The sequence below is a fragment of the Ochrobactrum sp. AN78 genome, assembly GCF_029909885.1.
GTDB classification, from domain to species: Bacteria; Pseudomonadota; Alphaproteobacteria; order Rhizobiales; family Rhizobiaceae; genus Brucella; species Brucella quorumnocens.
Genome location: NZ_JASAMU010000035.1, coordinates 1 through 2,390, shown reverse-complemented (window position 1 = coordinate 2,390; position 2,390 = coordinate 1). Strand labels below are relative to the sequence as shown.

The window sequence follows — 2,390 nt, the reverse complement described above, 5'->3', positions numbered from 1 at the left end:
AGCGCATCGTCAGAGCCAACCTGAAGAACGCCATTCTCGATAATCGTCCCACCAGAATAGCTGTTATGACCGCTCAGCGTCGTCGTGCCGGTGCCTTTCTGGATCACTTCACCGGTGCCGGAAATCTGCCCCGAGAAGACAACGCTATTTGCGTAGTCGAATGAAACCTGGCTATTATCGTTGATGTTGTAGGATTGGCTGGTGCCGGTCCCGCCACTGCCATATTGCAATTGCCCGCCTGAGACATTGATGTCGCCCGAGAAACCACGGGTGTCGCCGTTGAGTATGGTGGTACCCGCGATCTGATTGATGGTTCCTACACCAAAAATTGCGGCATTGATCGCGACACCATCGGTGGTGTTGAAGTTGAGAACACCGTTACTTCCCCCGCCCAGACCGTTAAACTGGATCACATCGACATTGACGACCCCTGCAGCCTTCGCCGCGTCGTTCTGACCGCCACCGATATTAACCGTGCCGCTTGCGCCTGGATGATAAGCGATCTGCAATGAGCGATCATTGATGGCACCACCGTCGAAAAGATTGAGCTCACCACTGCCCTTCACGCCGACAAAGACACCGTCCGTTCCACTCCAGGAGGAACCTGTCCCGGAGATAGTCACGACTCCCGTGGCCGATGGCTGATCGGCGAGTTTTAATTTTGTGCCGCTGACATGGCCGCCATTGGCAATCGTGAGATCGCCTTTGCCCTGGTAGGCAATCGTTATAGCCGCATTAGAGGCCAGTGTTGATCCGCTGCCGTCGACAAACACATGGCCCGTTGACTTTTTCTCATGCCCGATCGAGACGGCCGTATTTCTGCTATTGGCATCAACTCGGGCACCGCCGGTGATTGAAAGCGTACCGACACTCGCACCATCGTTCCCGACCGAAAGCGTTCCTGTCGTGCTCAGATGGGAATTGTTTCCGTCAATCTGCAGCTTGCCTGTTGCCCCATCTCCGTTACCGATTTGCAAGGAGTCACCGCCGGCGGTTGCGCCGCCAGACATGTCAACTTCGCCGGTGGTGCCGGCGCCATTGGCGATCATTGCGGTGTTTGCCCAGGTCCAGCTGTCATTGTTCGGCTTCGGTGCTACAGAGCCGGCGGAACTGATGTGTCCATCCGCCCGTGCCGGCACGACGGCAGCGACGCAGCTCAATACGGCGATCGAGACAGAACAAGCCAGCAAATAGTTCTTGCGGCGATAAAAAGTGCAACGGCTATTCATGGAACCTCTAATAATCTTTGCCAGCATCCAGTGACGAATGCCCAATCAGCCGATGGAGGCAGAGCGCCGTATGTTCCTGAGGAAATGTCTGGATGGACGACGCAACTCACCGAATTTGCTGGGAACGGGTACGATCAGGCTCGTTCGTGATGAAGTGCGAGAAATATAAGTGTCAGGAAGCAGGGGAGCGTGTAGATCATGGCGCCTAACTGGGTAGCGAGCGGGTTGGTTTTCGCTTGCCAGGCCATGAACCAGTCGCCTGCAACGACCATGAAGCCCAGGCCCCAGACCGAAATTGCGGCGAGCGCGCCCGCCATGGCCCATGCCTTGCCTTTGGAAAAGGCAGCGTAATCGCCACAGAGGTTGAAAATCATTTTCATCACACCGACCAGTGCCAGAAGTCCGGCGGTCGTTTCCAGCGCTGTGATGACACTTAGTCCTATATAGGGCGCCCAGCCGACGGTAATCGCGCGCCAGGTCTCCCCGGAAATCCCGTAGGTATCTTGCATTGAAAGCAAAGGTGCGACAGCATTTTCGACTGTACCTTTGAAATCAGAAACATTGTTGAAAAAACTGAACACGCCCCAAAGTGTTGGAAAAAGCGCGGTGACGATACAAGCAATTCTTTTGATGAATGTTTCAGACATGTGCAATCTTCTTTGTAAAATAGTGGTGAATGTGTTGCCACAAATTTCAAATTCATCGCATCGTTAACAAATATTGCCTCTGGCCGGCACTGCTAGAAAATGCGAGTTAAATCAGCAAATTATAGTTTTCGTTACTGATGGCTGAGGGAACTCCCCGACAAGGGCGGCACTGAGCTTGTGCACCCGTGTTTAAAAACCCCGTCAGACACATTGCGCCAACATGCTGCTCAAGAGCTGACCCGACCCAAAGCCGCTTGCTGACAATCCCGCAGATCCCCGGGTCAGATCAGATCATTAAATGTGCAAGCGCCGCGCTGTTGCGGGTTGCCCCACGACTTCCCGTTTCTTTGCCCGGATGTGTTGTTTCCGGGCAAAGCCGTTCAGACCGGTCCACAAGGGGTCGGTGTTACCATGTCACCTTGAAGCCTGCATTGGCCTTGAGGCTGTAGCTGTCGGCAAAATGGGTTAAGCCTGTATTGACCGAGCCTTCGCCGTAAAGCGCATATTTGTTGTC

The 2,390-nt window shown here is 54.1% G+C and carries 2 protein-coding genes; both read right to left on the bottom strand.

The genetic code is table 11. The features are described 5' to 3' along the window. The coding region (locus QBD00_RS23555; RefSeq protein WP_318580705.1) for an autotransporter-associated beta strand repeat-containing protein at positions 1–1,229 on the bottom strand (1,229 nt) is incomplete at its 3' end. A gap of 134 nt (positions 1,230–1,363) precedes the next feature. Further along, on the bottom strand, positions 1,364–1,876 hold the full coding sequence (locus QBD00_RS23550) for a DUF2165 family protein (RefSeq protein ID WP_318580704.1): 513 nt from the start codon (positions 1,874–1,876) through the stop codon (positions 1,364–1,366). Between the last annotated feature and the right edge of the window lie 514 nt (positions 1,877–2,390).